This is a genomic window from Streptomyces sp. NPDC033845, assembly GCF_055576225.1.
The window spans coordinates 15,992-41,451 of record NZ_JBVIRI010000022.1 but is presented as its reverse complement, the minus strand read 5'-3'; the positions used below and the strand labels follow the sequence as shown (position 1 = coordinate 41,451).

Below are 25,460 nucleotides of genomic sequence, written 5' to 3'. Positions count from 1 at the left end.
TACGGGCTCTATCGATCGAGGAAGCATCGGTCGGCCGTGAGGAGGTAGTGGCTGAGGAGTTCGCGGTTATGGAAGGCGGAGTGCAGGAGAACGGCCAGCTCCGTGAGGGCCTTGAGATCGAGGCTTGTGACTACGAAGGCGTCGCCCTCTGATCCAAAGTGGAGTTCTTCGACACTTTCGGGCATGTGGGAGTGGACCAGGGACTCCGCCAGGCCTTCCCAGCCGTGACCGTTGCTCTCGGCGTGGTGCTCACCGAAGACGTCGGCGACCTGGTCCATTTCGACGAAGTAGAGGCAGTGGAAGGGATCAGAGTCGCTGCCTTCGTCCAGGCGGAACGGGGCCAGAGCTGATGCATCGGTCATCCGGCGATAGTAGAGATGGCCGTGATCCGAGGCTGGTCCAGGTGGCCTGTCAGGCTGAGCAGGTGTGCGTCCGCTCCTGCCTGGAGGGCGGCGCTCACCGCGCTCGGCAAGGCCGGCCGATCCTGCCTTCGCCGGACCCGGCTCGCCGGCCGGCCGCAGCACCCTGGTGGTGACGTGGCCGGCCCGCAGCATCTTCGCGCCCCTCCTGGAAGCCTGCCGGGTCTTCGCCGAGAACGGCGGAAAGGAAGCCGCCGAAGACGCCGCCCAGGCCGCGCGCACGCTGAAAGCGCTGACGACCGTGCCGCACCTGCGGCACTATCGGCAGCACGCCCCGCCCCCGGGCAGCGACCCCGTGGCCGTGTTCACGCACGAGCGGACCGGGATGGAGGGCAACGGTTCCTCGCGGTCTCGGTGGCCGAGCTGACGGCGACCACCGGGCAGGAACGCACCCGAGGCATCCTCACCCCCGCCGGGGCGGGCGGCCCGGACACCTACGCGGTGGTGTGGGACACCCTCTCCTCCCCCGGCCTGGTCCTCGGCGGAGTCCACACCGCCTACACCGAACCCGAGTCCGGGACCACGCTCCTCCACCACAACCTCCACACCGCCACCCGGGCACTCAACCCCGGCCCCCGCGACATGGAATGGCCGTAGCGGCCCTCCCCCGGCCCCGGTGCAGCTACCGGTTCCAGCAGGTCGGCCATGCAGCCAGCAACCGCACCACCGTGGTCCCGACTACCGACCGCAGGGCCGGGGAGCCTACTCGGGAGCGGCAGGGGACTTGGCGTGCCGGGCGGGTCCAAGCGCCGGGACGAGCGGGAGACAGGCCGGGTGGTAGACCCCGCACCCCCACAGACACAGACCGGACCCGGCTTCACGGGCGCCTCCCCCGCCGGCCGCCGGTGCCGACCCGTCCCCTCACAGTTCACGTGCTGCCCAACAGGAGCAATTGTCAATTCCTGTGGATCACCGCGGGCAGCCTCAAGTGGCCCGCAGCCATTGATCGAGGGCGGCGAAGTCTTCGTTGGTGAGGCCGCGGGACGACGTGATGCGGTGGAGTAGGGCCGGGGTGGGGTGGTGGGTGGACACCCAGTCTCGATCGGCTTCGGTGATCTCGTCGTCGACCCAGATGAACGGGCGTCCGTCCGCCCATGCCGCCAGGGTTCGGGTCTTCCAGTGGAGCCCGTACCACTGGTCCTCGCGTGCATGCGCGTCGGAGGTTTCCGGCCAGTGCACGACCGGCAAGGGTGGCAGGCCGAGCCGCGGCGCGATGTCGATGTTCGCCGCTTCTTCCCAGGTGGTGGCCCAGACCAGCTCGCACGGCAATGCCGCGAGGAGAGGCCCGAGGTGTGGGTCGAGCCGCGTCAGGTGCGCATCTGTCGCGGTGCCTGACGGTTCGCGCTGCGGGCCGTCACCGAACGGCAGGAGAGGTCCGTCGACGTCCAGGAACAGCAGCGGGCGTTGCTTGCGCTCACTCATGCCGCAGCCTCCTGCTCACGCTCGACCAGGGCACCGCGTTCGAACCGGGCGCCGTTGCGGACGAGAAGGACGAGGTGGGGTGCGGTGATCGCGCGCCAGCGGGCCTGGGCGGACTCGGCGAGCTTGAACACCATCGCCAGGGCCGCGGCCGGGCTGCCGGCGCCGCGGGTGACCTTGTTCCGCAGCTTTACCGTGCTGAAGGTCGACTCGATCGGATTCGTCGTGCGCAGGTGGACCCAGTGCTCGGCCGGGAAGTCGTAGAACGCCAGGAGCTCGTCGACGTCGTCGGTGATCTTCTTGACGGCCTTGGGCCACTTCGCGCCGTAGAAGCGTTCGAAGTCCTTCACCGCCTTCTCGGCGTGATCGCGGTCCTCGGCGTTGTAGATCTCCTGCAGCGCCTTCTTCGCGCCGGGCTGGGCCGATTTCGGCAGGGAGTTGACCACGTTCCGGGTTTTGTGAACCCAGCACCTTTGATGTCTGGCCTGCGGAAACACCTCGGCCAGGGCCCGCCACAGTCCCATGGCTCCGTCGCCGACGACGAGCTGGGGATCGCGCATGCCGCGCCGGCGGCAGTCACGCAGGAGGTCGGCCCAGGACTCGGTCGACTCGCGCAGGCCCTCGGCGAGCGCGATCAGCTCCTTACTGCCGTCGGTGCGCACGCCCATGAGGACCAGGACGCAGGAGCGGGCCTGGCCGAGGCGGATCTTGGGGTGGACGCCGTCGGCCCACACGTACACGTAGTCGGATCCGGACAGGTCCCGGTCCTGGAAGGCGGCGTGGTCGTCGATCCACTGCCTGGTCAGCCGGGTCACCGTGGCCGGCGAGAGCCCAGCGGCCGAGCCGAGGAACTGCTCCATCGCGGGCACGAAGTCGCCGGAGGACAGACCGTGCAGGTAGAGGAGGGGCAGGACCTCGCTGATCTTCGGGGACTTCCGGCACCAGGGGGCGAGGATCTTCGACGAGAACCGCTTGCGCTCGCCCGTCTCACCATCGACCCGCTTGTCGTTCACCCGCGGCGCCTTCACCGCAATCGGCCCGGCGGCGGTGGTCACCGTCCGCTCGCGGTGGTGGCCGTTGCGGACCACCAGACGGCGACCGGCCTCGTCCCGCTCGCCCGCCAACTCGGCTATGTACTGGTTGACTTCGGCTTCCAGGGCCGCGGCGAGCATCCGACGGGCGCCCTCACGGACGATGTCGTCCATCAGGGAGCCGCTCTGGGTGGTGCCGTCCTCGTTGACCACGCTCAGCACGGGCGTGCCTTCCCGACCCGCGCTGCAACGCGGGCCTACTCGATGACCAGAAATCGATCACTCGGGAAGGTACGCCCTCCGCGTTCCGTGAGGCACCCCTCCCGAGTCCGATCCACAGGTCTTGAGCATTGCTCCTCTCGATCGCGTTCGTGGTCGAGATGATCTTCCGGATCGGCGGCGGGAAGCTGAGGAAGGGCACGACCTCGCTCCAGGATCTTTCCCAGGCGCGGACCGCGGCGGGGTACTTGGCCTGCCATGTCTCGCTGAACTCGGCGAGCCGGGCGAGAGCCTCGTCCTCGTTGGCGGCGGTGTAGACGGGCTTGAGGTCGCGGGCGGCCTTGTCCCAGTCGGCGCGCGAGATGTACTTCAGGGTGGTGCGGATGAGGTGAACGATGCAGAGCTGGACCACCGTCTGGGGGAAGACGGTGTTGACCGCCTCGGGCAGGCCCTTCAGGCCGTCACATCCGAGCATGAGCACGTCCCTCACCCCGCGGTTCTGCAGCTCGGCAAGGACGTTCTGCCAGTACTTGGCGCCCTCGCCTCCGTCGCCGGCCCACAGTCCGAGGATCTCGCGGTGGCCGTCGCAGGTGACCGCGAGGACCACGTAGAGGGGCCGGTTCGCCACCGCACCGTCTCTGATCTTCACGTTCACGCAGTCCACGAACAGGACCGGGTAGACCGCATCGAGCGGACGCGTGCGCCAGTCGGCCATGGCTTCCAGGGCCTTGTCCGTGATCGTGGAGACCGTCTCCTTCGATGTCTCCATGCCGTAGGTCTCGGCGAGATGCGCGACGATCTCCCCGGTGGTGAGGCCCTTCGCGGTCAGCGAGAGGACCATCTCCTCCAGGCCGCCGGTACGGCGTGCGTACTTCGGCAGCAGGCCGGAGGCGAAGGTGCCCAGCCGGTCGCGTGGGACCTGCACCGTCACGCTGCCGACTTCCGTCATCACCTTCCGGGACCGGTAGCCGTTGCGGGCATTGCCGCCGGACCGGGAGCCCCGGCCGCAGGTGCGGCCGGCCTCCTCGGCCAGGTGCAGGTCCATCTCCGCCTCGACGGCGGCCTGCATCAGATGCCGGGTGAGCTCGACCAGCAGGCCGCCCTCGCCCATCAGCCGCAGCCCGCCGTCGCGGACCTTGCCGGCAGCGAGCTCGGCCAGCTCGTCCAACAGAGCGGGGCTCAGCCCGTGCGCGGCCGCCGCTTCCCGGCTCGCCGCCGTCGTCTTCGATGTCACACCGGCACCGTCGACGCCATCGTCCAGCACCGCAACCGACACGCCGTCAGCGTCCTCGATCAGGTGACCAGTCTTCGCGTCCATCAGGGGTCCCTTCTGAGCAAGTGCCCACCTGATTCATGACACTCCGCCAGCGCGCCCTCGCGGCATAACGATCACGTGTCCGAGATCACGGGGAAACTTCATGGGCGCCAAAGCGAGTCTGCATGTTGATCCGTTTGTATGAACCTCCTCATGGGGGCCGGGCGGGGCTACACGGCGGACGAGGGAGCGGGGTCATGCTTTCGGTTATGCAAGATCCTTTTGATTGCGCTCTGTTCGCTCCTGCCTCGTTGCCCTCTGCCTGGGGCGTACACGGTGCTCCCCGTGCAGGTGGCGGGGTGCTGCCGGATGTGTCAGTGGTGAGCGGCACGGGTCAGGAGCTGGGCTGTGGAGGTGTGGCGGCGGTGGGGGTGCAGCAAACGGCGCATGTTCTGGATCTTTCGTTCCACGAGTGCGGAGTGCAGCGTGGGGCAGTCGTCCAGGAAGGTTTCCCAGTGCGCGAGGGCAGCGTCGAGGCGTCCCTGGGCGAGGAGGATTTCTGCGAGGCGGGCCCGGGTGAGGGCGGTGGCGTGGCGTTCGGTCTGGGTGCGCAGGCGCAGTGAGGTCGTGAATGCGCTGATGGCGCCGGAGGCATCGCCGAGGGTGGTCAGGGCTTGGGCGCGCTGGTAATGCAGGGCTCCGGCGGGGTAGTGCGTGAAGGGGCCGGGGGCGGTGGTGGTGGCTTGTTCATGGAGACGTTCTGAAGTGGCCATTTCGGCCAGGGCCGCGTGCTTGTCGTAGCTGGCCTGGATGACGGCCAGGTGGGCGTGAGCGTAGGCGCGGACCACGGGTGGTGCACTGCGGCTGCTGCGGGCGGCGTGTTCGGCGAGGTGCAGGACGGCTGTGGTGTGGTGGCCGAGGTCGTAGGCGTGGGCGGACATGGTCCGCAGGGTGATGGCGTACGTGGCGGCGTCACCGGCATCGCGGGCGAGTCGGGCGGCGATCAGGTGGTACTGCTGGGCGTGGGCATCGCTTCCGTCGCCGGCGCAGATATTGCCCAGGATGAGGGTCAGTTGGGCCGCGGCGGACAACAGTTGCTCGTGGATGCCCAGGGCGGCGGAGCGGTGTAGATAGCCGGCGACGTTGTGGCGCAGGTAGGCGGCGAGCGTGGTGCGCAGGTGAGCTGAGCCGTGGGCCTGGGAGCTCTGCGCGAAGTTGTGGATCATGGTGTGCATCTGACCCAGTTCCGCTGGCCCGGCCCGACGGTTCTTCCCCGGGTGGGGGGCGGGCGGATGCGGGGGGTCGAGGAGGGGATGCCACAGGGCGGGCGCCGCGAGGGCAGTGAGACTGTAGATGCCGGTGCCCAGTAAATGACGGCGGGTGGGATCGATTTCGGCAGTGGTGAGGTGGGACAGCCGGTGCAAGGGATCAGCCTCCCCGGACAGGTCGACCAGCGTGGACGGGGTCTGGCTGAGCCCCGCCTCCATCGAGGTTACGGGGCGCGCGAGACGCCGTGACAGTGCCTCCAGCAGCAGCGTGGATGCAGGTGGGCGGGGAGTAGTGCCGGAGAGCCAGCGGGAGACTGTCGAACGGTCGTATGCGGCGCAGAGGCCGGATTCGGCGGCCACGCGCCGTAGGGCTGAGGCGAGTTGCGTCCCGTTCCATCCCGCTTCCGTGAGCAGGCTCTTCAGGCGGGTGTTGGGTGTTTTCGGCATGCCCCTACCTCCCAGGTCCGGTCGCGGCGACCACCGCCCTCACCGTTTTTCACAAAGGCGCAATGTTGCAGCGGTTGCAGCACATCCAACGCCCTCGCGTTCTGTGCGGCCCGCAAGCAAGACGCTGTACTGAACAAGTACCCGGGCGGGGCGCGTCCAATGGCCAGTCCCGCCCATGTGCCGCGCATGCCCACTTCTGCCCGCGGCGAAGGAGAGAGTGCCCCTGATACGTGCTGCGACCGACCGGCGGGCCAGCACCCTGTGACGCCCTGGCCTGCGCCGCCGTCCACCAGGCTCACCGCCCAAGGCCTGCCATCGGCCACGTCGCGCAGTGCACGGCCCTGCGCCAGGCTGACGGCGCCTCGTGTGCCGAAACCTGCCGATTACCGTCATGGACTGCGTGGTCGGCGGCTCCGGGCCAAAAGCTCGCGCGGCCGACCTCAACGGCCGGGCTGAGGTCCTCGTTCGCGGTCAGGCCGTACACACCGTCCCTGCGCCCCAGATTGCCGGAGCACTCCTGGCCAAGGAGCTGCGGATGGCTAACCGCACAGCCACCGCAGCGGAAGGCGAAACCTCATGACCTCCCTCTCCACTCACCCCCAGAGCATTGATCTCGCAGCCGTACGAGCCCGCGTCGACAAGACTCTGGACGACTTCCTCGATGCGAAGCATGACCACGCCAAAAGCCGTTCCATGCCCGTGGACGTGACTGAGGCACTGGGTGGATTTCTCGCCTCGGGCGGTAAGCGGCTGCGTCCACTGCTGTGTGTCCTGGGCTGGCACGCCGCCGGAGGGCACGGCGATGACGAAGAGGTCGTCCGCACCGCAGCAGCGGTGGAAATGTTCCACGCCTTCTGCCTCATCCACGACGACATCATGGACAGCAGCTCAACCCGCCGGGGCCGCCCCACCGTGCACCGCGCCATGGCTCACCGGTACGGCCACGACCACATCGGCACCAGCGCCGCGATCCTCATCGGAGACATGGCCCTCGCCTGGTCCGACGAACTCCTCCACTCACCCCACCGTGCACCCCATCTGCAGGCCGCACTGCGCCACGTCATCAGCGCCATGCGCCAAGAGGTCATCTACGGCCAGTACCTGGACCTCATGGCCCCTTTCACACCCCTCACCGACCACCACTCGGCCCTGCAAGTCATCCGATTCAAGACCGCCAAATACACCATCGAACGGCCCCTGCACGCCGGCGCAGCCCTCGCCGGCGCCGACCCGGAACTCCTTGCCGCACTCTCACGCTACGCCCTGCCCCTTGGCGAAGCCTTCCAACTACGCGACGACATCCTCGGCGTCTACGGCCGGCCCCAGGACACCGGCAAACCCGTCCTGGACGACCTCCGCGAGGGCAAGCACACCGTCCTGATCGCCCTGGCCGCCCAGCACGCAACCGCCGACCAGCACCAGACTCTGCACGATCTGGTGGGCGCCCCCGACCTGGACGAGGACGGTGCCACCCGCATCCGGCAGGTACTCGAAGCAACCGGTGCCCGCCTCCAGGTGGAGCACATGATCACCACTCGCTACGAACAGGCCCTCACCGCCCTCCAGGACGCCCCCTGCCCACCCGCAGCCATCGCCGCCCTGCAACGGATCGCCACGCAGGCTGTGCACCGCACCTCATAGAACACGCTGAGCACCGGCACCGCCCTTCGGGCGGATGCTGCTGCGGAGCAATCGTCGGCACTCCCTTCGTCCCCTCAAAACGGTCGGCAGACGACCGAGCAAGAGGCCCCCCAGAAGCCGAATGGAGCCTGAGATGACCACGATCTCGGAAAACGGACCCGCACAGACACCGCCAGTCGACAGAGCAGCCACTGACCGGACACTCCCGGAAGAACTGGCGGGAACGTACGGATACATCTGGGCAGACTGGCTCTACGGCAAGAAGAAGAACGCCTTCATGGTGTCGGTCTACAACGACTGCCACGCCATCGAACAGTGCCGCAGCCCCGTCCAGAAGGCCGACCTACTGAAGTCGCTGCGCGGCAAGGTCAGGGGCAGCAGTGAACCCTGGGTCGAAGGAATCGAAGACTTCCTCGACTTTGAATCGTCCTACCTCACCCAGGGCACGGCACCCGTTGAGGTACTGGCCGACAGCGACGAGTACCGCGCCCTGGGTGTGCTGGAAGCGGGCTACCGGCACGGCGCATTCCGGGGTCTGTGCAGGACCGACAGCGGAGCCGAGTGGATCGGCCTGCTCGGCGAATTCTGCGCTGCCGCAGTACACCAGGGCTTCAAGTGGGTTCGCACGAGCGGCGGTGTGGACGAGTGGGAGCTTCCCGCCATGGGGGAAGCCTGGTGCAAGGGCGCGGCCCTTTGGGGTCTCGTGTGCACCTATCTGGCTGTGGACGAGGCGGGCCAGCATCCGGCGAACGACGCCGCTCTGGAGCGCATCCACGACGTCATCGCGCCCCATCACATGGCCGGAGCATTGTGGACGCACTACCGGGGCACACACCCGCACCAGGCCTGGAGTCCGCAGGTCCGCGGCAGGGCCCCTGGCGAGGCCGCTATCCGCACGTTCGGCGACGCACACAAGTGGCCTGCCGAAATGGTCGACATTCTGGTGCGCGGAGCCGATCACGTGAACACCTGGGTCAACCCTCCAGCCCCAGCGGCAGCGCACATGGACCGTACGCGCGACCTGCTCATCTCCGACCACACACCCCGGCTCAAAGGCAGGGTCATGCAGATGTGTGACGAACTGCAACGTGCCGTGGGCGACATGAATGAGACCGAAGTCGCCGAATTCCGATGGCGTGGCGCGGCCTGGATGTCCACCCTGACGACCAACTGGCGGGGTCGCGGCAGTCCGCATGACCGGGTGATCGAAGTTTCGTTCGTCGGCGCGCTGACAGGTGTACTGCGCGAGTCGCGGCCGCACATCACAGCAGCTCATGCAGATCGCATCCACGAATGGTGCGCGCAGAGGGCCAGCCATCTTCCTCCCGAGGAGCGCGACCCACTGCTGAAGGCCTCACGGTCCACTTTGGAAATCAGGGGACGGGTGCCCGGGATTCTCAAGGGCTACGGTAGCGCGGGAACTGGTCACACCAGGTGGGTTGACGGCGTGTGGGAACTGGCCACGATGGCTGGCTGCTTGGTGGGCAGGGGCATGGAGGACGCCGTCCCGGAGAACGCACGCGAACTGGCCTGCCGATTCTTCAATGCCTCCCAGGGCAAGCGGCGCAAAGTAGGGATTGACGTCGGCCCCGAAGACGACAGCGGCGGGTGCCTTGTCTGCGTCGGCGACGAACTGTTTCGTCGCCTGGTGGGAAACCGGCCGTCCACCGGCGTCTTGCAGTGCTCCATCTGGGGCGTATTCCACTACGGCAACGGCGGGCTAGGCGAGGTAGCGGACACATCGCTAGGGACCCGAGGGACCTGAGCATCACTGGTCCTCCGGACTCTCCTCCGGCTCTCGGTACCCAGGCTGCACGCGGGGGCGGGCGGAGGCTGGCGTTGCAGGAGGGCATGCGGCATGTGCAGAGCAGCAGCCCACCGGTGAGCGCCCCGCAAGGCCCTTCGCCCCGTGCAACCACCGTCCTTCATCTCCCACCCGTTACAGCGCTGACTGCGCAGTGAAGCACCCCAACCTCGATCGGACACTCTGACCAAAGGAGAGCAGAGATGCGCATCCATGAATACCGCAGCCCGCTCCGCGCCGGGAGCGCAGCGATGGACACACCTCCATTGCCCTATCCGCAGGGCTGGTTCTGCGTGGGGTTCGTCAGCGACTTCAAACCTGGCACCGTGACGACCAGCCTGTTTATGGGCGGAGAGGTCGTCATCTACCGAACGCGGCGCGGCACGATCAAGGTCACCCGCCCCTACTGCCCGCACCTGGGCGCACATCTCGGGGCTGGCGGGCGCGTCGACGGCGAACTCCTGGTCTGCCCGTTCCACAATTTCGCCTTCGGCCCGGACGGCACGTGCGAGCGCACTCCCTACGGGAGCCCGCCCCGCGCCGGCCTGTCGCTGCTGCCCACCCGGGAAGCCTTCGGAATCACCTGGGTCTGGCACTCCCACGACAACCAATCTCCCGCCTGGGAGCTGCCCGACCTGCCTACCAGCGGCCGAATCCCCGCCCACCACGCGACGGACATGTCCGGCCACGCCCAGGACATCATGGAGAACGTCATCGACTACGGCCACCTGCCTGTCGTGCACGGCATCGAACCTACGGTGCTCGCCGAACCCGTGGCCAAGGAGCAGACCTACCACCTGACGTACGAACTGGCGCGTCCCATGCCCCCGCTGGGCACCGTGATCAACACGATCAAGTTCACGTTCATCGGCCTCGCGGGAACACATGCGAAAATCAAGGTCGCCGACGGGCTGCTGACTGCCGACGCCTGGGTACTGGTCACCCCGATCGGACCCTGGCGCGTACGTATTTGGTACGCCTCGTCCGCAACCATCGGATTCGACCGGCTTCCGGCGCCTTGGCACCGCCTTCCACGACGGCCCCTCGAACAGGCGGTCACCTCACTGATGAACCACTGGCTCGTCCGTGACGGTCGGACTGACTTCCCCATCTACCACCACAAGGCCTACCTCACCCACCCCAAGCTCAACAAGGGCGACGGGCCGATCGGCCCCTTCCGCAAATGGGCTCGCCAGTTCTACCCGGGCGGCCTGATCACCAGCCCCGGCCAGCAGCAAATGCCGACCGCGAGCCTGGCCACACCCAGAGACGTAGGGCGAAGGCTCGTTTCTGCGGTGAATCCGGCCGTCCACACGGGTGAGTTGTCCGCTGATGACCTGTCGGGGCGGGTGTCGGGCCCGCTAGACCCGCCTGTGTGATCAAGAACCTGATGCTGCGCGGACTGCCCGCGCTCGCCCTCTGCGCCCTTCCCGTCCTCGCGGCTCCGGCCGCGCACTCCGCGCCCGCTTCTACGGTGGTGCCGGCCGTCAGTGTGGCCGACCCGTCCGGGGTGCGGGCTCCGCTGCCGCTGTTCGAGGCGATCGACCGGCTCCCCGTGGCCGTCGAACACCGCGAGGGCTACAAGCGGGACCTGTACAAGCACTGGAACCGCGGGCTGAACTCCGGGGACGGCTGTGACACCCGCAAGGAGGTCATCCTCGCCGAAACCGTCGAAGGGCCCGCGGTCGCGGCCGGCTGCAAGCTGACGGGCGGCTCCTGGCGCTCCGCCTACGACAACCTGATCGTCACCGACGCTGCCCGCCTGGACGTCGACCACTTCGTCCCGCTCGCCGAGGTGTTCGACTCCGAGCAGGTGCCGTGGTCGGCGGCGCGGCGGGAGGCGTACGCGAACGACCAGAACAGCCCCGACACCCTGATCGCCGTCTCCGCCGCCTCCAACCGGTCCAAGGCCGACAAGGACCCGGCCGAGTGGCTGCCCTCGGACGGCACCTACCACTGCACCTATGCCGCGACGTGGGTCGGCACGAAGCTGCGCTGGGACCTGGCCGCCGACGACGCAGAGGTCCAGGCGCTCCTCGGCCTCGCCGAGGACTGCCCCACCACGACGGTGGCGTACGAGCGGGCGCCATAGCGCTTTCACCGCCCGCCGCGGCCCGCTCACCCCCGATCCGGGACCCCGGCCTACGGGCCCCGACGGGTGTGCCGCTCGCGGCCTCACGTGTGCCCGCGACGCGTTGGCTGAATGCAGCTGCTCGAAAGGGTGCTGGTGAGCCTGTAGACGATCAGCGACGCTCGGGATCCCGGTGAGCCGGCATCCCGAGCCGACCAGAGAGAAGAGGACTGACGACGACCGCGCTGGACTACACCCTGATCCTGAAGGACATCGAGACCCAGGCGCACGCCCTGGCCGCCGGCCTGGAGAAGCTGAAGGACGCGCCCGAGCCGGTCAAGGCACAGGCCCGAACGGTCTCCAGGTTCGTCATCGAGACCTACTCGACGTTCACCGAGGGACGCTGACACGCATCCTCACCAGGCTGGAGCAAGGTGGTGGGGAAGCCGAAGCACACAACTGAGGCCGGCCGATTCCCCTGCGTGCCTCACCCCGGAGGCATCGTGCTGGGCCGACGGGATGGCTCGGGCCTCGACTGATCTTCCTCGCCCGAGGCCCGCGTGCTGGGCTCCACGTTTCCCTCCTCGGGTTTGCACCTGAGCTTGTTCCGCCTACCGTCCGACAGTATTAGGCCAAGTTCCTTCCGGTAGACCCAACCGACCGCGTGCACACGCTCCGCACCAGCATGATCACCACATGACAGAGATCCACCGGATGAAGACTCCGCGCTCCGCGCTCGGTCGCGGCCTCCTCGCTCTGGGCTCCACCCTTGTCTCGGCACTGCTGGTCCTCACGGCATCGCCCCAGGCGCACGCCATCGTCGGCGGGTACGAGGCCAAGCCGCTGCAGTTCCCCTCCGTCCTCGCGCTGCAGAAGAACGGTCAGCTGGTCTGCGGGGCCACCCTCGTCAAGCCCGGCTGGGCAGTGACCGCGGCGGCGTGCACGAGCGGGTCCGCCCCCTCCCAGCTCAAGGTCGTCTCCGGGGCGCTCGCCCTCACCGACCTGACGGTGCCCGGTATCACCACGGTGCAGGTCGCGCAGATCGTCCAGCACCCCGACTACATCCCGGGCATCGGGCAGAACAACATCGCGCTGATCAAGCTCAAGAACCCCCTCGTCGCCCTGCCGGCCGCCCTTCCGGCATCGGGGGCCACGTTCACCGGCGCGGCCACGGCCGTGGGCTGGGGCGCCACCCGTGAAGGAGGCCAGCCCTCCCCCACGCTGCGCTACGTCAACACCCAAGTGATGCCCGGGGCGAAGTGCCGGATCCAGTACGACGATGCGTCGATCGCCGACAGCATGGTCTGTGCCGGAGTACAGGGAGGCGGAAAGGGCACCTGCAAGGGCGACGGTGGGGGCCCGTTGTACAAGAACGGCGCCCTCATCGGCGTTATCTCCCACGGCAGCGGCTGCGCCAGGGCGGGCACGCCCGACATCCTCACCAACGTCGCCTTCTTCCGGACCTGGATCGACAGCAAGATCGCGTAACCACGACCGGGCGGCGTGCGGCGCTCCTGGGACACCGCCCCATCTGGGCAGTCACCCGGCGCTGGCTCACGCACACCAAGACGATGCTTGCGCCACACTCACCGCGCACAGGGAGCTCTACATGACGTTCTACATTCAAAACATCAGCTCGGGACTCGTCCTCGACGTCCAGAAGGGCAGGGCCTTGGTCGAAGAGCTCACCACCCGTGAGGACATCCCGGCCGACGTGCGCGAGCGTGCCGCCGAGTCCAAGCTGGCGCTTGAGCTGATCGAGTCTTCCCTGATGGCCGGCGCGCCGGTGGTCAAGCCGTAGCTCACCGCGCATACCCCGGCCCTGTGTGTGGTGCCGCCCGTCCTGTCTGGTGGCGCCACGCACAGGGTCGCCTCGACCTGCCCACACCCTACTGACGGTACACACCCGACGGGCCAGGCGCCCGTCCTCCCCAACACCGCTGTGGTGCGGGGAGGACGGGCGCTGCTGCGCAGCTCCTCGCGGTCGGTCGCCGGCGGTGCAGCAGGACGCTGCGGAGGGCTTCGGCGCGGGTCGCGGCGGGGCCGAGGTGGCAGCCGCCGATGGCGAGTTCGAGGGTGTCGCGGAACAGCGTGATCTGGGCGACGAAGGTGGGGATGCCGTAGAGGTCGTTCCAGTACAGGCCGGCGTGCGGCCAGGGCAGCAGTTTGAGGTGGTCGTAGGTCTCGACCAGTCCGCCGCTGCCGAGAGTGCCGCGAAGGCCGGCCAGGACGGCGGACCGCAGACCGGCCCACTGCGGGTCGACGGCGCCGGCCAGCGGCGGGACCAGGAGCAGCGGCGGGAGTTCCGCGAGGTCCTCGGTCAGGAGTCGGAGGCCGGCCCGGAGGTGGCCGGGCCCCTCCGGGACGGGGTACGTGGAGTAGAGGGTCTGGCACTCTTGGGCGGCGAGGGACTCCTGCCGGCGCAGGTCGGACTCCAGGTGCCGGAGCTCGAACTGGCGCTGGTGGCGGACGGTTTCGAGCTGAAGCTCACGGTCGAAGCGGGTGGTGGCCTGTTTCCGTTCGTACTCGTGCTGTGCGGCCCGGGCCCGTTCACCGGCTCTGATCTGCTGCTGTGTGTTGACGAGCGAGGCGGCCGCCTGGGCGGCGGCGCCTATACCGAAGGAGACGTTTCCGTCGGACATGCTCCCCCTGGAGTGCGGTGCCGGTCGGTACGTGTCCAGTTCTCTCCGCCCGGCGGGTGGCGAAACCTGCCGGGCCCCGGGCGATCAGCCCGGGCTCGCCGGTGAGCGCGCCGCGTGCGGCGGGTAGTGGCTCTCCCTCTGGCGGGCGGGCCGTCGGTTCCGCTTTCGGCGAGCGCTACCAGGGCGTACGCGGACAGCAGGAGGGACGCGAAGGCGAGGATCAGCGGCCGGACGAGCAGCACCGCGAAGAGGGCGGTGGACATCAGGATCCCGAAGATCCCGCCGACGTCGTAGAAGGCGAGGAGCGCGGCCACGGCGATGCCGAGGGGGGAGGCCGCCGGCACCGGCCTGGTGGCCGTCACCAACACCGCCGCACGTGGCATCGGGCTGAACGCCTCCGCGCTGGTCAAGCAACTCCTCAGCGGACGCGGCGGCGGCTCCGCCGAACTCGCCCAAGGCGGCGGCCCGACCGCTCAGGCGATCACCGACGCCCTGACCGCCCTGACGGCCCTCATCGCCGCCCGGCGACCTGCCGGGGTAGCAGGAGCGTCCCGTCCGGGGGCGGCGCGGTCAGTCGTGTCACGCCGACTGGTCAGCGTCGGGCCGCGGTGGAGACGGCGGTGTGGACGGCGCGGGCCAGGCGGGCTCCCCACAGTGAGCGGGGTCCGGCGAACGGGTGGAGGGGCTCGCCCCGGTTCGGGCTGCGCGCCGCGATACAGACGGCGTCGGTGGGCGTGCCGGAGCAGTCGTAGCCGAGGTCGAGGAGGGCTTGCACCTTGGCCTCGGTCGCGGTGGCGACCGCGTTGACCAGGGCTGCGTCGGTCAGGGCCGCGGGGATCACGGCAATGACGTTGACGGTGCCCGGCGCGGGCGTGCCCGGGAGTCCCGGAGCGGCGGACGCGGCCCAGCCGCGGACCCCGAGCCCGGCGGTGGCGGCGGCTTCGACACCGTCGTCGAGGGCACGGCCGTGCCCCCGTACGTCGGCAGCGGTCATCAGACCGACACCAGGCCCTCGGGCGCCGGATCGACGGGCGAGATCGGCGAGGTGGTGGGCGGGATCGGTGCGGTCGTACCCGTGCGAGACCTGGGCGTTGAGCACCCACTCGCGCTCGCCGATACCGCCGCCCAGCACGGCGCTGCTGATCATCCGCCAGCCGGGACCCGCCTGCCACAGCAGGCTGTGGAGAACCTCCCCGTCCTCGACACGGGACAGCGTCCGAAGCGGTATGCCGCTGGTCGCGGTCGGGGACTGCTGGACGGTGGTCACCGGCGGAACTCCTCACGGCTGGGGGGACCCGCAGATCCTATGCAGAACCCCTCCGTGAAGGTCGAGCCTCCCCTGCCGGCCGCGGTCACGGCACACCGGCGGGACGGTTCGCGATTTCGCCCCCGCTGTGTCCTGCGTCCATCGCCGGCAGCGCCGGCGCGCCCACGAGGAGAGAGGAACGCGGCCAGCCGCACCCGGGGTGCGGGCCCGTGATGTCCCCAGGCAGTTGGACCAGGGCTGGACTGCTCAGGCCGCTCCGTCCGTTCCCGACGGACCGCCCACGCATCCTGTCCACGGCGGTCGCCGTCGCCGACAACAGATGCTGATCCGTCCCCGGGCGGGCGTGGTGGCGGCCGTCGAGGTGCCGCCCATGCAGGCGCCACCACCGCCGCCTCCGTACCAGCCGCCGCCACCGCCGCCGCCCAGGTTGACGCTGGCTCCTCCGGCGCCGCCGGCCCCCGGGGTGCCGGTGCCCCCCGGCAGGTCGCCGGCCTCCGGCGGGACGCAGTTCGCTCCGGTGCCGGTGGTGCCGCCCGCACCGCCGGCCGTCTGGGTGCCGCCACCGCCGAAGCCCGCGCCGCCCGTCTGGGTGGACCCCGGGCTTCCGATGTCTCCGGCATTGCCGCCCGGCGACGGGTTCGTCACGACCGCGAAACCGGGCGCGGAGCCGCCTCCGCCACCCGCGACGATCAGCCTCGGATCGGTGGCCGGTACACCGGTCAGGACGCAGCCGGGCGAAGTGGAATCGCAGGTGAGGATGTCGCTGGAACCGCCTCCGCGCCGCCGTTGCGAAGCGGGAACTGGCCCGTTCCTCCCGCGCCACCGCCAGTGGCGACATTGACCTGCGTTCCGGTTCCGGGCGTGCCGCCGTTGTCGGTCGCCGCGCCCGCCGCGGCTGCGGGCGCGGCGAACACGCGGCCCACCCTGCCGTCGCGGCCCGACCGCACGGACCGTCCCTGGCACCGGCACGGCGGTGAGCGGCAGGACGCACGAGCCAAGACCGACGGCCTGCGACTCCGGACCGGCGCCCAGCCGGCCCACCCGCTACGAACACAGACCTGCTGACCCACCCCCGACACGGGGCGACCACGCGAAAGGGGAACAGCGTGGTGCGGGACGAGGTCGTGAGCGCCTCGCGGTCGGCCTGACGCTCATGGTCGCCGACTCCGAGGACTCAGAGGCTCCTCGGGTCCGGGCTGAACCCTGCGATCCGTCAGCCGGCCCTGCCGGAAGCGGTCGTGGGTCGGGAAGCGGTCGAGGATTCTGCGGTCGCCCTCACCGTGGCCCAGCGGTTCTGATCAGGCCTTCGGCCCATGTAGTACAGCAGTGCGCCGGTCCACTGAGGGGAGTGTTCCTTGCGCCCCGCGCTCCGCCGTACAGGTGGATCTGGAAGTGGCCGTGTTGACCTCTCTGGTGGGATCGAAGCCCGGCGAACACAGCCGGGCATATCCCCTCAGGAGGGCAGTTCGTGTCTCACGGCCAGCACCACCACGTCCGGCTGATCTGTGCGCCGGCAGCAGCCACCCTCGGCACCGTCAGTCATCTTTCCGGGGACCGGCATCTGGCATCGCGCGGGCCCGGACAAGTGTTCATGATGGGCGACAACCCCAGGCTGCCCGCGATGCCTGCCGAGCCGACTCTGGCCGACTTCTTCCAACTCAGGCTCATGCTCGACCCGTTCACCACCCGGCACATGCTGCAAAGCGCCCGCCGAGCCCGCCTGCAGGGCATGGACGACAAAATCGTGCTGGCCTGCCTCCTCCACGACATCTCCGTAGCCGGCCTGCTGCGCAGCCAGCACGGACACTGGGGCGCGCAACTCGTGGAGCCTTATGTGGATCCGGAAGTGGCCTGGGCGATCCGCCAGCACGAGATCCTGCGCTACTTCCCCGACGAAAGCGTCGGCTACGGCTATCCGGAGGCGTACGACGACTTCTTCGGCATCGAGTACCAGCCTCCGGCCCACACCCAGGCCGCCTTCCTCGCGGCCCGCAAACACCGCTGGTACATGTCCGCGCGGATCGTCACCATCAACGACGTCTACACCTTCGACCCCGACGAGGACGTCGACTTCCAGGAGTTCGAGGACGTCGTCGGCCGCCACTTCCGCCAGCCCGCTGACGGCCTCGGCTTCGACGACTCCCCCGTCGCGCACATGTGGCGCACCATGATCTGGCCCAACAACTTCCTGTGACCCGACCGCGTCCCACCTGCGGCAGCGCAACCGTGGCCGCTTGCCCGGGCTCTGCCAGGACTCCACTGCTCCCGTGAGGAAACAGCGGACCCCGGCTGGTCGCCGGGCGCATCGTGCGGCGCTGATGGCCCTGAGCCGCCTGGCGGGGCACTGGCCAGGCGACGACGTGCACCAGCGGGGTCCGGGACGTTTGTCCTTGGCACCGCCCTGCCTGGACACGGGGTTGTACTGGAGGCACTTCCGGACGGCTTACGAGGGCAGGACGGAGTTCAGGTCAAGGCCGCCTCGGGCTTTGTCCACCTTGATGCCCTCGTTGCGGGTGGCCATTGCCTTGTCGAGGCCGATGTTGTCCAGGAGGTGCAGGGCGGCCGGGGCCGCGGTTTCGGGGGTCGTGGTGGTGGCCATGACGCTCACTTGCCCTTCGTGAGGAGGGTGCGGGGGCTCAGCCGCAGTACGGAAGCGGCCAGGATCGCGGTGGCGAGGAGGCCGATGCTCAGGCCGATGCCGCCCACCGCGGCGAGGTCCGGCGGGGCGAGGGCGACGTTGATCTGGCCTGCGCTCTGGGTCAGTTACGGGGCGAACAGGGAACTCACGGCGATGGCGATGGTGGCGACGGCCACGATTTCCAGGGCCTGCTGGGCGATGAGCTCGCTCTTCTTCTCGCCGATGGACAGCAGGACGCCGTACTTCGGACTGGTGCCTTCGGAGCCGAGTGCGAAGAGGCCGCCCACCGATCCGCACAGCATGTTGGCGCGTGGGAGCAGTTGCCCGAGGATGCGCAGCAGGGCGGGCAACTGCTCGGCGGGACCGGCCAGCACGGCGGGACCGGGCTGACGGGCCGGCTGTGCATCATTCCTCCCGACAGCGCGGCCGTGCCGCTCCGGTGCGGAACCTACTGGACCAACCGACCCCGCCTCCAGGTCACCCGGAAGTGGGGGACCGGTGGGGGCCGGACACGGTCCGCCGGCGTACCGCCCCGCCCGAAGCCCTCACCGAACGCGCCCGCGCGGCCGCACAGGTCACCACCACCGGGGAAGTGCTGCGGACCGCCCTCCACACGCCGTTGGCGAACACCCCATCGCCGAAGGTGCGCGATGACCGAGCTGCCCCCGCGCGTCGAGGGGGCAAGCGCGTCCGGCCGAGACCGCCTCTACCGGCACTCTCGTCTCTCCCCTGCTCAAGACCGGGATCGCGGGGTGAAGCCGGTCGCTCTGGCCCTCGTCGCAGTCGAGGACTCCGGAAAGCTCTTCGTCTACCCCGGCACCGGCACCGGGGCGCTCGGCACCCGGATCCGGATCGGCACCGGCGGCTGGGGCGGCGCCTCGGTGACCCAGCGCGGTAATTGGACCGGGACCGGCGACGGCGAGGACGGCACGTGGGATCCGATCCCGCGTGCCGTCCTCACTGGACAATGGCCTTCCCCTGCCGGTCGCTCCGCGGTATGCGTGCCCGGCTCCGAGGGCCGGCTCCGCGAGGGAGCCGGCCTTCGGGCTGGTGCGGGTGCCGGGCTGTCAGCGCCGGCACCCCGGGAGCCAGCAGGTGCCGTACACCGACGTGGCGGCGGTCCTGGCGCCCTCGATGAATCGTGCCTCGGCGACGTCGTACTGCTTGGACGACCAGTCGCCGGAGTACACGGCGAACCCGGCACCCGCGAGCGCACCAATGACCGCGCCGGGAGGTCCTGCCATCGCCCCGCCCGCCGCCGCGCCGGCCGCCGTGAGCCTGCCGACGTACGCGACCTCGAAGGCGGTCTTGGCGGTTGCCTTGACGAAGCCCTGGAACGTGTACCCCTCCTCGCGGAAGTTGTTCCCGACCGTGAGCATCGCCCCTACGTAGTTGCCCGTCTTCATCATGTCGACCAGCTTCGGCGGGACCGGCAGCTTGTTCTTCTCCAGGTAGTGCAGCAGCCCCTCCGGGCCGGCGGTGATGACGGACACGAGGCCCTCCGCCGTGTTCTGGACGGAGCACGAGGCCCCTTCGATGCTGGACATGCCGCAGTTGGGGTCCCAGTAGAACAGGTCGGTGATGTGCAGCGCGTCGAACCCCGGTGCGGCGATCCCCGGTGGGACGGCGCGGGGGTCGTTCTGGGGTGTCACCTTGATGATGGTCTGCGTCGGTTTGGCGGGCGGCGGCGTCGGCTTGGGCTTCACCGTCGAGGGAGTCCACGGGATGCCCAGTTCCTTGTAGAGCCTCCGCGTGTTCTCGACGACTTCTTCCCCCTCCTGCTTCGAGATGCCCCGCAGCATGGAGATGGTCTCCGGGTCGTGGTGGTTGCACATGTCGCTCGGGCAGTAGTCCAGGCCCGTCGGGTCGCTGTTGGTGACCGGGTTGCCGCCCGCGTACAGATAGCCGTGGATCTGCTGCGAGCGCTCCGGGTCCATGATCGGGTCGACGCTGATGAAGCGGCCGAGCGCCGGATCGTACTCGCGGGCGCCCACGTGGGTCAGGCCGCTCGCGTCCTGTGGCAGGCCGAGGAAGCCCTTGTCGTCCGGCCAGGCCGTGGGGGCCGGCCCGCGGGACTCGCCGTACGGATTCTGGGCGCGGCGGGTGATCGCCAGGGTGGACGCGTCCAGGGCGGTGGTCGCCGTGCCGTGGTGGTCGCCCGCCGCGTAGATCAGGCCCGTCGGCGTGCGGATGACGGCAGGGCCGCCGCCGATGCCCGGGTAAGTGCGGGTGCCGGTGACTCTGCCGCTGGAGGCGGTCAGCGTGAGCTCGTCGGCGCCGAGGTACAGCGTCGCCCTTCCCGGTTCGCCACGCAGCAGCCGCTGCCCCTCGGCGTCGTACAGGTTGCCGTTCCCGTTGTTGGAGGCCAGGCGGCCCTCCGGGTCCCAGGCCATGGTCTGGCCGCCGGGGCGGGTCTGGGTGTTGCCCGCGGCGTCGTAAGTGTAGGAGCTGGTCTCGGCGGCCCCCGTGGGGGTGGTCGTGGTGGCCGAGGTCACCGTGTGCGGACGGGCCTGGCCGGGGTCGGGGGAGGTGTAGGTCGTGGTGGTGTCCTGCGCGACCCCCTGGGCGGAGACCGTGTGGTCGACGAGCTTGGTGCGGTTGCCCGTGAGGTCGAAGGCGAAGGACTGCCAGTACGGGACGGGGCCGCCGATGTCGGCGGCCGTGGGCGAGGACGCGCAGGTGGCGCCCTTACCCGTCCAGGCCTCGGTCAGGCGGCTCAGGTGGTCGTAGGTGAAGCACTGGCGGTCGGTGGTGAAGCCGGCCGCTCCGTCGTCCCGGCGGATGGAGATGGAGGTGATGTCGCCGGACGGCTTTTGACTTCCGCTCCCCTTCCCTAAAGGGAGGGGATTCCTACCACGGTCGGCTGACCGTCTCGGTGGGTTCCTGTTTCTCCGCGCTGTGCCGGGACGAATCCCGGTCTTACCCGCGCTCCGCAGGCTGACACTGCCAGTCCGGCAGCCTTGGCGACGTTGACCGCCGCGTTGACGTCCCGGTCCAGGACGGCCCCGCACACCCCGCACGTCCACGTACGGACAGGAAGGGGTTTGGGGCCGTCCTTGACACCGCACTGCGAGCACACCCGCGAGGTGGGCTCGAAGCGTCCGATACGAGTGAAGGCGCGCCCGTACCGGGCGGCCTTGTACTCCAGCATCGTCACGAATGCCGACCATCCGGCGTCGTGCACGGACTTGGCGAGGCGGGTGCGGGCCAGTCCCTTGACCGCCAGGTCTTCCACCGCCACCGCTTGGTTCTCGCGGATGATCTTCGTGGAGAGCTGGTGGTGGAACTCGCGCCGCGCATCCGCGGTCCGGACGTGAGCACGGGCAACCCGGACTCGGGCCTTCGCCCGGTTGTTGCTGCCCTTGGCCTTGCGGGACAGGTCCCGCTGCGCCTTCTTCAACTTCTTCTCGGCCCGCCGCAGGAAGCGCGGGCTGTCAATCTTTGTGCCGTCAGAGAGGATCGCGAAGTGTGTCAGGCCCAGGTCGATACCAACCACGGGCGTCACCTCAGGCAGCGTCTCGTCCGTGCCGGTCTCCACCACGAACGAGGCAAAGTACCGGCCTGCGGCGTCCTTCACCACCGTCACCGTGGACGGGACCGACGGCAGAGTACGGGACCACTTCACCCGCACATCGCCGATCTTCGGCAACGACAGGTCACCACCCGCCGTGACCTTCCACCGGGCGTTGGCGGTGAAGCGGACCGTGTGCCGGTTGTCCTTCCGCGACTTGAACCGCGGCGCACCCCTACGCGGACGCTTCCCCTTGAGCCCGTCGAAAAAGTTCCGGTAGGCGGTGTCCAGGTCCCGGAGGGACTGCTGCAGGACGACGGCGGAAACGTCGGCGAGCCAGGCACGTTCCTCGGTCTGCTTCGCGGCCGTGACCTGCTTCGACAGTTCGGCCGAAGTCACGAACGGCAGCCCCGCAACGCGGGCGGTCTCACGAGCCCGAAGGGCATCGTTGTAGACCACGCGTGCGCACCCGAACGCCCTGGCCAACGCGGAACGCTGCGGACCGTTCGGGTACAAGCGGAAGCGGTACCGAAGCTGCACACCAACAATCTTACTACGGTTGATTTATGACTGCGCATCGGAGTATCTGCACAGGTCGGTACTGCGCATTCGCCCTCCACGCCCACTTGGTTTTTGTGACTAAGTTCCGGCACAAGGCCTTCACCTGCGAGTGCGAGGGCTTCGAGGTGGGAAATGCGGGTGCCGCCAAGTGGGGTGCCGGTGGCCTGACAGCCCGAATCACGCATTCCTCAGCAGAGTCCTGAAGCCCGGCGAACTGGCCAAGTTCCCGGTAGCGGACGGGCACGCTCCGAGCCGCCCGGCGCCGCGCCGGGGCTGACCGCACCGGGTGCCGGGCTCGGCGTAGGGTCCATGGGCGCGGTACTGATCCTCCTGCCCCCCGTAAGCACCGCTGTGGAAGTGCCGGCGAGGGCCTCGACCGATTCCGGCGCCCGGCGTCACGCTCCGGTCACGGCCCGGGGCGGCCCTTCACTGGTTCGGGTGGTTCTCCGTGACGGTCGATTCTTCGCGGCACCCCCGCCCAGCAGCCCGTATGCCCCTCGGACGGGTCCGGGACGTCAATCCCCATGTTTGCCGCCGCTGTTACCGAGTGCGACAAAAGGACGGCGCGGGCGCGATTGCCTGAGGCAACGAGGGGAGCAGTACGTGGGCGGTATCACTCTGGTGACGGACGAGCAGGCCGCACCGCAGGCGGCTGCGGTCCGCTTCGACAAGGGGAGCCCGAGCGGACCCGCGCCGGGTGGTCGGGACGCCGCGGACGGTCCGCCGCCTGTCGTCGAAGTGGTTCCGGCGCCGGCCGAGTTCAGCCCTCGTCGGGTCCGGCTGGTGTTCGTCGGGCTGATGCTGGCGCTGCTGCTCGCCGCGCTGGAGCAGATGATCGTCGCCACGGCCCTGCCGAAGATCGTCGGTGAACTCCAGGGCCTGGACCGGATGTCGTGGGCCATCACGGCCTATCTGCTCACCTCCACCATCGGGTTGCCGCTCTACGGCAAACTCGGCGACCTCCTCGGCCGCAAGAGCGTCTTCCAGTTCGCCATCGTGGTCTTCATCATCGGTTCGGCGCTGGCCGGCTGGTCGCGCACCATGAACGAACTCATCGCCTTCCGGGCGGTCCAGGGCATCGGCGCCGGCGGCCTGATGATCGGCGTGCAGGCGATCATCGCGGACATCGTGCCGCCCCGGCAGCGCGGCCGGTTCATGGGACTCATCGGCGCCGCCTTCGGCCTCGCCTCCGTCGCCGGACCCCTGCTCGGCGGGTTCTTCACCGACCACGCGTCGTGGCGCTGGTGCTTCTACATCAACGTCCCCTTCGGGCTGATCACCCTGGCCGTCATCGCCGTGGTGCTGAAGCTGCCCCGACCCACCGTCCGTCCCCGGCTCGACGTGACCGGCGCCGCCCTCCTCGCCGCGGCCTCGACCTGCCTGGTCCTGCTGACCAGTTGGGGCGGCACCGAGTACGCCTGGGACTCGCGGATGATCCTGGGGCTCGCCGCCGGCGCAGTCCTCGCATCCGTCCTCTTCGTGATCGCCGAGCACCGCGCGGCCGAGCCGCTCATCCCGCTTCGGCTCTTCCGCGACCCGGTGTTCACCGTCACCGCGCTCGTCGGAGCCGTCGTCGGCATCGCCCTGTTCGGTGCCGCCAGCTATCTGCCGACCTATCTCCAGATGGTCGAGGGCGCCACCGCCACCGAGTCCGGGCTGCTGATGCTGCCGATGATGGGCGGGGTCGTCGTCGCCTCCATCGCCTCCGGCCAACTGATCAGCAAGACCGGCCGCTACAAGGTGTACCCGGTCCTCGGCGGGGTGCTGTCCACGCTCGGCATGTGGCTGCTCTCCCGGCTGGACATCGGCACCGGCCGGCTCGCCTACAGCCTCTGGATGGCCGTCCTCGGCATCGGCATCGGACTCGTCCTGCCGGTGCTGGTCCTCGCCGTGCAGAACTCGGTGCGGCCCACCGACATCGGCACCGCCACCAGCGCCAACAACTACTTCCGGCAGATGGGCGGCAGCATCGGCGCCGCCGTCTTCGGCACCGTCTTCGCCGGCCGGCTCGCCGACGCCCTGGCCGCCCGGCTGCCGGCCGGCGCCGGACTCCCCGACCCCTCCGCCATCACCCCGCAGCTCGTCCACTCCCTGCCGCCGACGCTCAGGGACGCGTACATCGCGGCCTACGCCGATGCGATGCCGCGGATCTTCCTCTACCTGGTGCCGGTGCTCGTCCTCGGCCTGCTCATCGCCTGCTTCCTCAAGGAGAAACCGCTGGTGTCCCACAACGCCCCCGCAGCCGATCCCCTCCTCTCCGAGGCCCATCCGCAGCCGGTCCCCGGCGAGGTCCCCGCCGCACGCGTCCCCGCCGACCCCGCCCACCCGGGCGGGCTGCCGGTCCGCGGAACCGTCCAGCACCCCGACGGCAGCACGGTCCCCAGCGCCGCCCTCACCCTGATCGACGGCAGCGGCCACCAGGTCGGCCGGGGCACCAGCGGCACCGACGGCCGCTACGCGCTCAGCGTCCGCGGCCCCGGCTCGTACGTCCTGATCGCGGCCGCCGGCGGCCATCAGCCGCAGGCCGTCCGTGTGAACGTGGGCGAGCGGCCCGTCGACCTCGACGTGGTGCTCGGCGGCGCCGGCCGCCTGGCCGGCACCGTGGTCACGGCCGACGGCACCCCCGTCCGCGATGCCGCCGTCACCCTCACCGACGTCCGGGGCGAGGTGGTCTCCTCCACCCGCACCGGGCCGGAGGGCGTGTACCTCATCTCCGAGCTGGTGGCGGGCGAGTACACCCTGGCCGCGAGTGCCCCGGCGTTCCGTCCTGCCGCACTCCCGGTCAGCGTCCAGGCGTCCCGCGAAACCCGCCAGGACATCGAACTCGCCGGCGGCACGGTCCTCCGCGGCACCGTCCGCGCCGGCGCGGGAAGGCCCGTCGAGGACGCCAGGGTCACCCTGCTCGACGCCACGGGCAACGTGGTCGACACCCTCACCACCTCCGCGGACGGCACCTTCCGCTTCGTCGACCTCCCCTCGGGCGAATACACGGTCATCGCGGCCGGCTACCCGCCGGTGGCGACCGTCCTCCAGGTGGCGGGCGCGGGCCGCACCGAACGCGACGTACGACTCGGACACGAGGACTGACGACCGCGTACACGACGACTGCCCGTGTCGGCGGTGTGTCCGGCGGGGCTGCCCGCTTCCCGACCGGCCTTCTCTGCCGGACAGGGCAGCGGGGCGGAGGACACCTCGCCGAGGCGACGTCCGAGACCTGGCGCCTGCTGCGTGACGTTGCAGCGGCAGGCGCCAGGCGGCTCCGCGGGT

The 25,460-nt window shown here is 69.6% G+C and carries 22 protein-coding genes; 10 read left to right on the top strand and 12 right to left on the bottom strand.

What is annotated here, in order from left to right; all coding sequences use genetic code 11:
* Positions 1 to 8: 8 nt before the first annotated feature.
* On the bottom strand, positions 9 to 362 hold the full coding sequence (locus ACZ50K_RS31675; RefSeq protein WP_468909421.1) for an Imm51 family immunity protein: 354 nt from the start codon (positions 360 to 362) through the stop codon (positions 9 to 11).
* A 64-nt stretch (positions 363 to 426) separates the two neighbouring features.
* Between ACZ50K_RS31675 and ACZ50K_RS31670 the strand changes: the two genes are divergently transcribed.
* Positions 427 to 786 (top strand): hypothetical protein, encoded by a 360-nt coding sequence (locus tag ACZ50K_RS31670; RefSeq protein ID WP_468909419.1) that lies wholly within the window; start codon positions 427 to 429, stop codon positions 784 to 786.
* Positions 774 to 1,016, top strand: a complete 243-nt coding sequence (locus ACZ50K_RS31665; protein ID WP_468909417.1) for a hypothetical protein — start codon at positions 774 to 776, stop codon at positions 1,014 to 1,016. The genes ACZ50K_RS31670 and ACZ50K_RS31665 overlap by 13 nt, the downstream gene beginning before the upstream one ends.
* A 327-nt stretch (positions 1,017 to 1,343) precedes the next feature.
* Here ACZ50K_RS31665 and ACZ50K_RS31660 read toward each other — a convergent pair whose 3' ends face one another.
* From ACZ50K_RS31660 to ACZ50K_RS31645, 4 genes are all read right to left on the bottom strand, one after another.
* Positions 1,344 to 1,841: an HAD domain-containing protein gene (locus ACZ50K_RS31660; protein WP_282685289.1), complete on the bottom strand. Its 498-nt coding sequence runs from the start codon at positions 1,839 to 1,841 to the stop codon at positions 1,344 to 1,346.
* Complete coding sequence (locus tag ACZ50K_RS31655; RefSeq protein WP_468909415.1) at positions 1,838 to 3,091, bottom strand: IS256 family transposase; 1,254 nt, start codon at positions 3,089 to 3,091, stop codon at positions 1,838 to 1,840. The genes ACZ50K_RS31660 and ACZ50K_RS31655 overlap by 4 nt, the downstream gene beginning before the upstream one ends.
* A complete protein-coding gene (locus ACZ50K_RS31650; protein ID WP_468909593.1) occupies positions 3,024 to 4,271 on the bottom strand; it encodes an IS256 family transposase in 1,248 nt (415 codons plus the stop codon). The genes ACZ50K_RS31655 and ACZ50K_RS31650 overlap by 68 nt, the downstream gene beginning before the upstream one ends.
* A gap of 446 nt (positions 4,272 to 4,717) precedes the next feature.
* Positions 4,718 to 5,578, bottom strand: a complete 861-nt coding sequence (locus ACZ50K_RS31645; protein ID WP_468909414.1) for a hypothetical protein — start codon at positions 5,576 to 5,578, stop codon at positions 4,718 to 4,720.
* Between the two features lie 1,185 nt (positions 5,579 to 6,763).
* Between ACZ50K_RS31645 and ACZ50K_RS31640 the strand changes: the two genes are divergently transcribed.
* The 6 genes from ACZ50K_RS31640 (at position 6,764) to ACZ50K_RS31615 (ending at position 13,375) form a co-directional block, all read left to right on the top strand.
* Positions 6,764 to 7,699 (top strand): polyprenyl synthetase family protein, encoded by a 936-nt coding sequence (locus ACZ50K_RS31640; protein ID WP_468909412.1) that lies wholly within the window; start codon positions 6,764 to 6,766, stop codon positions 7,697 to 7,699.
* A 133-nt stretch (positions 7,700 to 7,832) separates the two neighbouring features.
* Positions 7,833 to 9,464 (top strand): hypothetical protein, encoded by a 1,632-nt coding sequence (locus ACZ50K_RS31635; protein ID WP_468909411.1) that lies wholly within the window; start codon positions 7,833 to 7,835, stop codon positions 9,462 to 9,464.
* A gap of 242 nt (positions 9,465 to 9,706) precedes the next feature.
* Positions 9,707 to 10,882: a Rieske 2Fe-2S domain-containing protein gene (locus ACZ50K_RS31630; RefSeq protein ID WP_468909410.1), complete on the top strand. Its 1,176-nt coding sequence runs from the start codon at positions 9,707 to 9,709 to the stop codon at positions 10,880 to 10,882.
* Positions 10,883 to 10,893: 11 nt separating this feature from the next.
* On the top strand, positions 10,894 to 11,595 hold the full coding sequence (locus ACZ50K_RS31625; protein ID WP_468909591.1) for an HNH endonuclease family protein: 702 nt from the start codon (positions 10,894 to 10,896) through the stop codon (positions 11,593 to 11,595).
* Between the two features lie 675 nt (positions 11,596 to 12,270).
* Positions 12,271 to 13,062, top strand: coding sequence for a serine protease (locus tag ACZ50K_RS31620; protein ID WP_468909409.1), 792 nt, complete (start codon positions 12,271 to 12,273; stop codon positions 13,060 to 13,062).
* Positions 13,063 to 13,183: 121 nt separating this feature from the next.
* Positions 13,184 to 13,375: a hypothetical protein gene (locus ACZ50K_RS31615; RefSeq protein ID WP_468909407.1), complete on the top strand. Its 192-nt coding sequence runs from the start codon at positions 13,184 to 13,186 to the stop codon at positions 13,373 to 13,375.
* Between the two features lie 88 nt (positions 13,376 to 13,463).
* On the opposite strand, the gene ACZ50K_RS31610 is transcribed toward ACZ50K_RS31615, so the two are convergent.
* The 3 genes from ACZ50K_RS31610 to ACZ50K_RS31600 form a co-directional block, all read right to left on the bottom strand.
* Positions 13,464 to 14,216 carry a hypothetical protein gene (locus ACZ50K_RS31610; RefSeq protein ID WP_468909404.1) on the bottom strand — a complete coding sequence of 251 codons (753 nt, stop codon included), beginning with the start codon at positions 14,214 to 14,216 and terminating at the stop codon, positions 13,464 to 13,466.
* A 592-nt stretch (positions 14,217 to 14,808) separates the two neighbouring features.
* The gene (locus ACZ50K_RS31605) at positions 14,809 to 15,483 is read right to left on the bottom strand and encodes an adenosylcobinamide amidohydrolase (protein WP_468909402.1); all 675 of its coding nucleotides are present in this window, start codon (positions 15,481 to 15,483) and stop codon (positions 14,809 to 14,811) included.
* 246 nt (positions 15,484 to 15,729) lie between these two features.
* Complete coding sequence (locus ACZ50K_RS31600; RefSeq protein WP_468909400.1) at positions 15,730 to 16,128, bottom strand: hypothetical protein; 399 nt, start codon at positions 16,126 to 16,128, stop codon at positions 15,730 to 15,732.
* A gap of 823 nt (positions 16,129 to 16,951) precedes the next feature.
* Here ACZ50K_RS31600 and ACZ50K_RS31595 point away from each other — a divergent pair.
* Positions 16,952 to 17,677 (top strand): hypothetical protein, encoded by a 726-nt coding sequence (locus ACZ50K_RS31595; protein WP_468909399.1) that lies wholly within the window; start codon positions 16,952 to 16,954, stop codon positions 17,675 to 17,677.
* A gap of 249 nt (positions 17,678 to 17,926) precedes the next feature.
* Here the strand turns inward: ACZ50K_RS31595 and ACZ50K_RS31590 are convergent, their stop codons facing one another.
* The 4 genes from ACZ50K_RS31590 to ACZ50K_RS31575 all read right to left on the bottom strand — a co-directional run bounded on the left by ACZ50K_RS31590 (position 17,927) and on the right by ACZ50K_RS31575 (position 22,172).
* Complete coding sequence (locus ACZ50K_RS31590) at positions 17,927 to 18,082, bottom strand: hypothetical protein (protein ID WP_468909397.1); 156 nt, start codon at positions 18,080 to 18,082, stop codon at positions 17,927 to 17,929.
* Positions 18,083 to 18,246: 164 nt separating this feature from the next.
* Positions 18,247 to 18,495 carry a hypothetical protein gene (locus ACZ50K_RS31585; protein ID WP_468909394.1) on the bottom strand — a complete coding sequence of 83 codons (249 nt, stop codon included), beginning with the start codon at positions 18,493 to 18,495 and terminating at the stop codon, positions 18,247 to 18,249.
* 693 nt (positions 18,496 to 19,188) lie between these two features.
* On the bottom strand, positions 19,189 to 20,616 hold the full coding sequence (locus ACZ50K_RS31580; RefSeq protein ID WP_468909393.1) for an RHS repeat domain-containing protein: 1,428 nt from the start codon (positions 20,614 to 20,616) through the stop codon (positions 19,189 to 19,191).
* Between the two features lie 338 nt (positions 20,617 to 20,954).
* Positions 20,955 to 22,172 (bottom strand): RNA-guided endonuclease InsQ/TnpB family protein, encoded by a 1,218-nt coding sequence (locus tag ACZ50K_RS31575; protein WP_468909390.1) that lies wholly within the window; start codon positions 22,170 to 22,172, stop codon positions 20,955 to 20,957.
* 624 nt (positions 22,173 to 22,796) lie between these two features.
* Between ACZ50K_RS31575 and ACZ50K_RS31570 the strand changes: the two genes are divergently transcribed.
* Entirely contained in the window at positions 22,797 to 25,280 is a 2,484-nt protein-coding gene (locus tag ACZ50K_RS31570; protein ID WP_468909388.1) for an MFS transporter, read from the top strand.
* Positions 25,281 to 25,460 lie beyond the last annotated feature (180 nt).

Coding starts and splice junctions, on each gene's coding strand:
- ACZ50K_RS31675 (WP_468909421.1), bottom strand. CDS start 362: ATGACCGATGCATCAGCTCTGGCCCCGTTCCGCCTGGACGAAGGCAGC.
- ACZ50K_RS31660 (WP_282685289.1), bottom strand. CDS start 1,841: ATGAGTGAGCGCAAGCAACGCCCGCTGCTGTTCCTGGACGTCGACGGA.
- ACZ50K_RS31645 (WP_468909414.1), bottom strand. CDS start 5,578: ATGCACACCATGATCCACAACTTCGCGCAGAGCTCCCAGGCCCACGGC.
- ACZ50K_RS31635 (WP_468909411.1), top strand. CDS start 7,833: ATGACCACGATCTCGGAAAACGGACCCGCACAGACACCGCCAGTCGAC.
- ACZ50K_RS31630 (WP_468909410.1), top strand. CDS start 9,707: ATGCGCATCCATGAATACCGCAGCCCGCTCCGCGCCGGGAGCGCAGCG.
- ACZ50K_RS31625 (WP_468909591.1), top strand. CDS start 10,894: ATGCTGCGCGGACTGCCCGCGCTCGCCCTCTGCGCCCTTCCCGTCCTC.
- ACZ50K_RS31620 (WP_468909409.1), top strand. CDS start 12,271: ATGACAGAGATCCACCGGATGAAGACTCCGCGCTCCGCGCTCGGTCGC.
- ACZ50K_RS31615 (WP_468909407.1), top strand. CDS start 13,184: ATGACGTTCTACATTCAAAACATCAGCTCGGGACTCGTCCTCGACGTC.
- ACZ50K_RS31610 (WP_468909404.1), bottom strand. CDS start 14,216: ATGTCCGACGGAAACGTCTCCTTCGGTATAGGCGCCGCCGCCCAGGCG.
- ACZ50K_RS31590 (WP_468909397.1), bottom strand. CDS start 18,082: ATGGCCACCACCACGACCCCCGAAACCGCGGCCCCGGCCGCCCTGCAC.